Here is a 6,380-nt window from a genome sequence, read left to right as displayed (position 1 = left end):
CGGTTTGCGCGGCATGCGCCAGCGCGTCGAGCTGCTCGGCGGGGCCATCGACGTCGGCCCCACCCGCGACGGGTGGTCGGTGTGCGCCGAAATACCGCTGCAGGAAGGCGATACCGCCTGGCGGCCAGGGTGGTGCAGGGCGTGATCGACACCGTCCCCGAGGTCGCTGTGCTGCTCGTCGATGACCAGGACCTGGTGCGGTCGGGCCTGCGCCGGATCCTGCGCCGCAAGGACGGTTTCGTCATCGTGGCCGAGTGCGCCGACGGAGACGAGGTGCCCGCCGCGGTGGCCGAGCACCGGCCCGACGTCGTCGTGATGGACCTGCGGATGCGCCGCGTCGACGGCATCGAGGCGACGCGCAGGCTGGGTGGCAGGCCGCCGGTGCTGGCGCTGACCACCTTCAACGAGGACGAGCTGTTATCGGGGGCGCTGCGCGCCGGTGCGGCCGGCTTCGTGCTCAAGGACTCGTCGGCCGAGGAGTTGATCCGCGCGGTGCGGGCCGTCGCCAGGGGCGACAGCTATCTCGATCCCGCGGTGACCTCGCGCGTGTTGACCACCTACCGCAAGGCCGCTCCCGGGCCGCGCGGCACGGCGATCGGTGAGCTGACCACCCGCGAACTCGACGTGTTGACGTTGATCGGGCAGGGCCTGTCCAACACGGAGATCGCGAATCAATTGTGCATCTCGGGCGTCACGGTCAAGAGCCACATCGGCCGGATATTCGGGAAGCTCGATCTGCGCGACCGTGCCGCCGCGATCGTCTACGCCTACGACAACGGCATCGTCGCCCCGCGCTGAAGACCTACAGCGGCGCCGATTGCTCGGCCAGGTTCAGCATGACGTAGGCCATGCACATGAGGAAGTTGAGCACCACCATGATCAGGCCGGCGAGCATCAGCGACCGGGTACCGCGTTGCCTGAGCCTCTTGTAGCGCGCGGCACGCAATTCGCGGTCGAGCCGGATCGCGATCAGCGCGAAGTTCACGTTCATCAGCTCGTGGGCGGCCAGCGGCGCACCCCCCAGCATTTGGCGCAAGCGCTCCGGTGCCGTTCGAACGCCCACCCGCTCGAAGCTCTGGCTCAGACGTAGCGCCCGCCGCCGGCGGAGCGATTCATATGGCAGCCGAAGCCGCCGCGCAAGTTGCCCTCGATCGTCCCCCCAGGGGTAAGACGGGGTCATCACAAGCGGGATTCTAAATCGCCCGGCGCCACTTTTGCGCTGCGAACACGAATTATGTTGGGACAGATCACTTCGCCGCACCGCCGCTCATTTGCTGGGAGGCCGGTAGGTCGAGATAGCGCTCCAGGTTGCGATGCATGTTGATCACGCGGCGCTCCTCGCTGGACAACACCAAGTGAGTGAAGCCGGGTTGGTGCATGCCGCGCTGCAAGCCGGGCAGCACCGCGATGTCTTGCGTGAGCACCACCCCGGGCTCGGCCGACTCGGCGGCCATGCGGACATCCGTCGGCTTGGTGTGCGGCGCGCCCGGCGGCATGCGGGTCATCAAGAACATGACCAGCTCACCCTTGTCGGGCGACGGGTCGGCGGCGGGGCGCGCGCACATCACGGTCAGGTGGTCGGCGTTGGCGAGAAGCGTCATGTTAGGAAACACGTTGTACTGATGCAATCGGGTCATTCGATCGGTGTCAGCCCAGTTGAGATCCACGCCGCGGGTTGCGGCGAACGCCCGCGTTCGGTCGGCGATCAGGTCGGCAACCGTCTGCCCGGGCCGCCGTTCCTCGGCGGGGAAGGGGGTGCCTTCGGCCGCGCCCATCAGCGCGCCCTGCGTATAGACGTAGGCGTCCCAGACCTCTTCGTCGCTCAGCGCGCAGTCAAACCGTGGGCTCTGCACACCGTAGGGTTGGTCCGATTTCCCGGTGTGCCCCCAAATCCGTTGCGGTGCATGGATGTCGTCGACGCAGCGCAGCAGTTCGGGATGCAGGGTCTGGATGTGGTAGGTCTCGCTGTATCCGTCGGCGATCGTTTTCCAGTTGGCGTCGACCTCGACGGTCAGGGTGGCATAGCAGTGGAAATCCTCCAGGTGGCACCAGGCGATGTCGTCGGGCACCGCCTCCAGGTACTCGATCAGGGACACCGCGCCCGGGTCGAGGGTGACGAAGACGAGCCCCGCCCAGGTGTCGACGCGCGCCGGCAGCAGCGGAAAGTCGGACATGCGCAGCCCGCCGAAGCCCTTGCGGTTGGGCACCCGTTTGAGCGCGCCGGCCAGGTCCCACGTCCAGCCGTGATAGCCGCATTTGAGTTCGTGCAGGCCCGAACCCGATCCGGTGCACAGCGAATTGCCGCGGTGCCGGCAGACGTTCTGGAACGCGCGGAGCACCCCGTCGTCGTCACGGACGATGAGCACCCCATAGGGGCCGCAGCGGTATTCGAAGTAATCACCGGGCGCCGCGACGTGGTCGAGCATGCAGGCCAGCTGCCACACCCTCGGCCACATCCGCTGCGACTCGAGCGTCGCGAAGGCGGGGGAGTAGTAACGCTCGGCGGGCACCAGCGTCGGGCACTCCGGCGGGGCGCCGATGGCGTCCTCGTCGCGGGTCCGCGCCGGATTGCCGGCCGCCGTCGCCATCGCGGGAGCTCTTAACGCGCTCCGCGGACCAGGCGGCCGGGGCGCGCCCCGGTGTCGACGTCGTCGCGGCGGGTCACCGTTCCGCTGACGATGGTCGCGGCATAACCGCTGGCCCCCTGCAGGATTCGGTTGCCGCCGGCGGGCAGGTCGAACGCCATCGCGGCCGGATGCAGTGTCAGCGCGTCCATGTCGATGACGTTGATGTCGGCCTTCTTGCCCGGTTCGATGGTGCCGCGGTCGGTGAGGCCGAACAGGTGCGCGGTGTCGCGGGCTTGCTTGCGGATCACGTACTCCAGCGACAGCTTCTCGCCGCGGTGCCGGTCCCGCGCCCAGTGCGTGAGCAGGAACGTGGGATAGGAAGCGTCGCAGATCATCCCGCAGTGGGCGCCGCCGTCGGATAGCCCGAGAACGCCGGCGGGGTGCAGCATCATCTCGCGGATCGCGTCGTGGTTGCCGTCGGCGTAGTTGAACAGCGGCAGCATCAGCATGTTGGTCGCGTTCGACTCCAGCATGAGGTCGTACAGGGTGGACAACGGGTCCTCGCCGCGGGCCTCGGCGATGGCCGCGACGGTGCGGTCCGGGGTGGGCTCGTAGTCCGGCGGATTGCCCAGGGCATACAGCCGTCCCAGCGAGTGCTGCACCAGGGCGAACATGCCGTCGAACAACAATGTGGGGTCGGGGGGCAGGTCGTCCTCGGCCAGGATCGCCGCCTTCACGGCGGGGTCGGCCAGCCGCTGTGCGAGCTCGTCGCGGCTGCATTCGGCCTTCAGCCGGCGATAGGTGGGCCGGTGGCTGAACCCGTGATGACCTTGGAAGCCGATCATCATGCCGAAGGGGCGCGCCGCGATCTGCGGGTAGAGGCGGGCGCCCGCGGCGTGCGCGTCCGCGGACAAGTCCAGCATCTCCCGCCACAGCTTCGGGTCGGCGTCCACCTGGATCAGCGCGAAGGACACCGGCCGGTCGATCTCGCCGCTCAGTCGCCGCATCCAGTCCAATTCCTTTTTCGGGCCGATGATGTCCTCGCCCGCGGCGCCCTGCGGGGCCAGCTCGAACACCGCCTGGCCGCCGGCCGCCATCGCGCGGCCGAGGCCGAACAGCTCTTCCTCGGCGGCGAAGGTGCCCGGCACCGGCTCACCATCCATCGCGCGGTGGCCCATCGTGCGCGACGTGGAGAAGCCGAGCGCCCCGGCCTCGATCGCCTCGCGGACCAGCCGACCCATCGCCTCGATGTCCTCGGGGGTGGCCGGTTCGTTGCGCGCGCCCCGCTCGCCCATGGCGTAGGCGCGGACGGCGCCGTGCGCGACCTGGCTGCCGACGTCGACGGCGAACTTCTGCTTGTCGACCGCGTCAAGGTACTCCGGGTAGGTCTCCCATCCCCAGGTGATGCCCTCGGTCAACGCGGTCCCGGGGATGTCCTCGACGCCCTCCATCAGCTCGATCAGCCACTGCTCGGTGCCGGGCCGCACGGGCGCGAAGCCGACGCCGCAGTTGCCGGTCACGATCGTGGTCACGCCGTGGCCGCTGGAGGGCTCCAGCAGGCTGTCCCAGCTGACCTGACCGTCGTAGTGGGTGTGGATGTCGACGAATCCGGGCGCCACCACGCGACCTGTCGCATCGATGGTTTCGGCCGCCTCGCCGGTCAGCGTGGGGCCGTCGGCGGAGCGGCGAACGACGTCGACGATCTTGCCGTCCTTGATGCCGATGTCGGCGGGAAAGCGTTGCGCGCCCGTGCCGTCGACGACCGTGCCACCGATGATCTTCAGGTCGAACATGAGACTTCCCTTCGCCGGGTCGCGGGCTGTCCCTGGCGGGCTGAGCGCGAGGCACGCCGGATTTCGCTACGGTAGGTAGCGTAACTCTTGGCGCGACGAAGGCAATAGCCCCGGCCGAATTGTCCGCCGTCAGAGCGAGCCCTTCAGGGCGTCGACGGTTTCCAGATCATCGAGTGCCGCGACGCCGCGCCGCAGGCCTTCCATCGCAATGTCTTCGAGCTGCATGCCACCCATCCCGGTGGTGATCAGCGGGGCGACGTATGCGTACAACGCGGCCTGGCGGAACCGCAGCCACAGGTCGTCGCGGTCCAGCTCGGGTCCGCCGGCGGCGATCAGCGCCCGCCGGTAGTCGTCGAGGAGTTCGCGCTGGTTGGCCTGGCGGTCCTCCGGCGTCAGGCTGGTGATCAGGGTGTAGGCCAGTTCGCGCGACGGGTGTCCACGGCGCACCGCCTGCCAGTCCAGCAGCCCGGCCTTGCCGCCGTGGAAGTACATGTTGCCCGGGTGGGCATCGCCGTGCATGACGGTATGTGGGGGAGTGTCGATGAGCGCCGCGACGGCGCGGTAGTTGTCGGCGATGAACTTGCCGTTTTCCACCGGGATCATGGTCCGCTCGGCCAGCCGCTTGATGGAGGTGTGCATGAGCGACCCGGTCAACAGCGACGTGACGTCGCCCGACGGGGTGTACAGCCAGCCCATTGGCCCGCGCCCGTCGCGCGGCAGCCGCCCCCAGAAGGTGGCGTGCAGTTCGGCAAGCAGCTCGACGATCAGGCCGGCCTGGTCGGCCGACAGCGGGTGCAGCGTGTCGGGGAACTCGCACGACTCCGCCGGCAGGTCCTCGAGGACCAGCAGGTATCGGCCGGTCCACGGGTCGAACGCCGCGCCGTGGCAGTAGGGGACGCCGATGACCTGCGGCGCGAGCTCCCGGTAGAAGCGGACCTCGGTGTGTCCCAGGCGTCCGAGTTCGCCCATCAGCCGGGTGGCGGCGGCCTGCGCCGCGACCTTGACGAACACCGAGTCGGGGACCTCCCTGCCGGTCAGTACCAGCCGGCCACGCGAGGAGGTGCCGGCGTCGCGGCTCAGCACGCGGATGGATCGAACGGTGGTCCCCATGACCCGGGACAGGGTGGCGGGGTCGATGTCCTCGACCGTCCGTGGCAGGCCGAATCGGCCTCCGACCACCGCGTCGGTGGCCACCCGCCCCGCACCGCGGCCCAGGTGAGCGGCTAAGCCGAGGATGGAAAATGCTTGTCCCACAGGAGTTTTCATGTCCATCCATCCTGATTTGCGAGCCGGCCGCAGTGCTGCGCGCTTAACACCAGCGGCGTCGGACAAAATCGATCGAACGTCTGGACATCAGACAATATACGATTATTGTCTGATCTGTGGCACCAAGGCCCTCACCACGAACTGCTCGACGAATTCTCGTTTGTCCGCGGCGGGGCGAAATCGCCACGAGGGCGCCAGCAGAAACAGCGTCGCGGTGTGCAACCACTGGACGATCGACCGGAAATCGACGTCGGGGTAGAGCAGCCCCGCCGCTTTCCATCGGTCCAACAGCGGCCCGTAATGCCGCAGCAGCAGCTCCACGATCGGTTCGGAACCCTTCTCGAGCGCCGACGCCACCGCGGTGCTCTCGGCGGCGAACAACGCTTCGTTCAGCGCGTTGCCGTCCACCGATTCCACCCGCGCCAGCACCATCTCCGGCACCGATCGAACCGGGTCGTCCGGGGCGGGCAGCGAGCGCACCAACTCGGCGAGCGCGCTGTCCACACGCGACAGCATCAGGCCCAGCAGGACGTCATCGCGGCCCGGGAAATACCGGTACACCGTCGACCGCGAGACGCCGGCCTCGTCGGCCACCTCGCCCATCCGGAACTGGGTGTTGCCGCGCCGGACGATGCAGCGGCCGGCGGCATCCAGGATTCGTCGACGGGCCTCCTCGTCATCGAGGATCGCGCGGTCGTCGCCCCAGCGCCGGCTCGGTTCCATGGCGGCGATGTTACGGGATGCGTTGTGCTGC

Annotated in this window: 6 protein-coding genes and 1 pseudogene; 2 read left to right on the top strand and 5 right to left on the bottom strand. The window is 68.6% G+C overall.

Translation table 11 applies throughout. The features are described from left to right. Together A5659_RS27940 and A5659_RS23920 are read left to right on the top strand one after the other, a co-directional pair. Positions 1–145: pseudogene (locus A5659_RS27940) on the top strand (two-component sensor histidine kinase); the annotation flags it as partial. Beyond that, complete coding sequence (locus A5659_RS23920; RefSeq protein ID WP_066861989.1) at positions 142–798, top strand: response regulator transcription factor; 657 nt, start codon at positions 142–144, stop codon at positions 796–798. The pseudogene A5659_RS27940 and the gene A5659_RS23920, both read left to right, overlap by 4 nt. 4 nt (positions 799–802) lie before the next feature. Here the strand turns inward: A5659_RS23920 and A5659_RS23915 are convergent, their stop codons facing one another. From A5659_RS23915 to A5659_RS23895, 5 genes are all read right to left on the bottom strand, one after another. Further along, a complete protein-coding gene (locus A5659_RS23915; RefSeq protein ID WP_067184755.1) occupies positions 803–1,063 on the bottom strand; it encodes a hypothetical protein in 261 nt (86 codons plus the stop codon). A gap of 184 nt (positions 1,064–1,247) precedes the next feature. After that, positions 1,248–2,588 (bottom strand): SRPBCC family protein, encoded by a 1,341-nt coding sequence (locus A5659_RS23910; protein WP_067184752.1) that lies wholly within the window; start codon positions 2,586–2,588, stop codon positions 1,248–1,250. An 11-nt stretch (positions 2,589–2,599) separates the two neighbouring features. Next, positions 2,600–4,360 carry an amidohydrolase family protein gene (locus A5659_RS23905; protein ID WP_067184749.1) on the bottom strand — a complete coding sequence of 587 codons (1,761 nt, stop codon included), beginning with the start codon at positions 4,358–4,360 and terminating at the stop codon, positions 2,600–2,602. A gap of 129 nt (positions 4,361–4,489) precedes the next feature. Beyond that, positions 4,490–5,626, bottom strand: a complete 1,137-nt coding sequence (locus A5659_RS23900; protein ID WP_197498182.1) for a phosphotransferase — start codon at positions 5,624–5,626, stop codon at positions 4,490–4,492. A 102-nt stretch (positions 5,627–5,728) separates the two neighbouring features. After that, complete coding sequence (locus A5659_RS23895; protein WP_066861958.1) at positions 5,729–6,349, bottom strand: TetR/AcrR family transcriptional regulator; 621 nt, start codon at positions 6,347–6,349, stop codon at positions 5,729–5,731. Between the last annotated feature and the right edge of the window lie 31 nt (positions 6,350–6,380).

The organism is Mycobacterium sp. 1165196.3 (assembly GCF_001673415.1).
In the GTDB taxonomy this organism is placed as follows: domain Bacteria; phylum Actinomycetota; class Actinomycetes; order Mycobacteriales; family Mycobacteriaceae; genus Mycobacterium; species Mycobacterium europaeum_A.
This window is presented reverse-complemented; position numbering and strand designations above follow the sequence as displayed.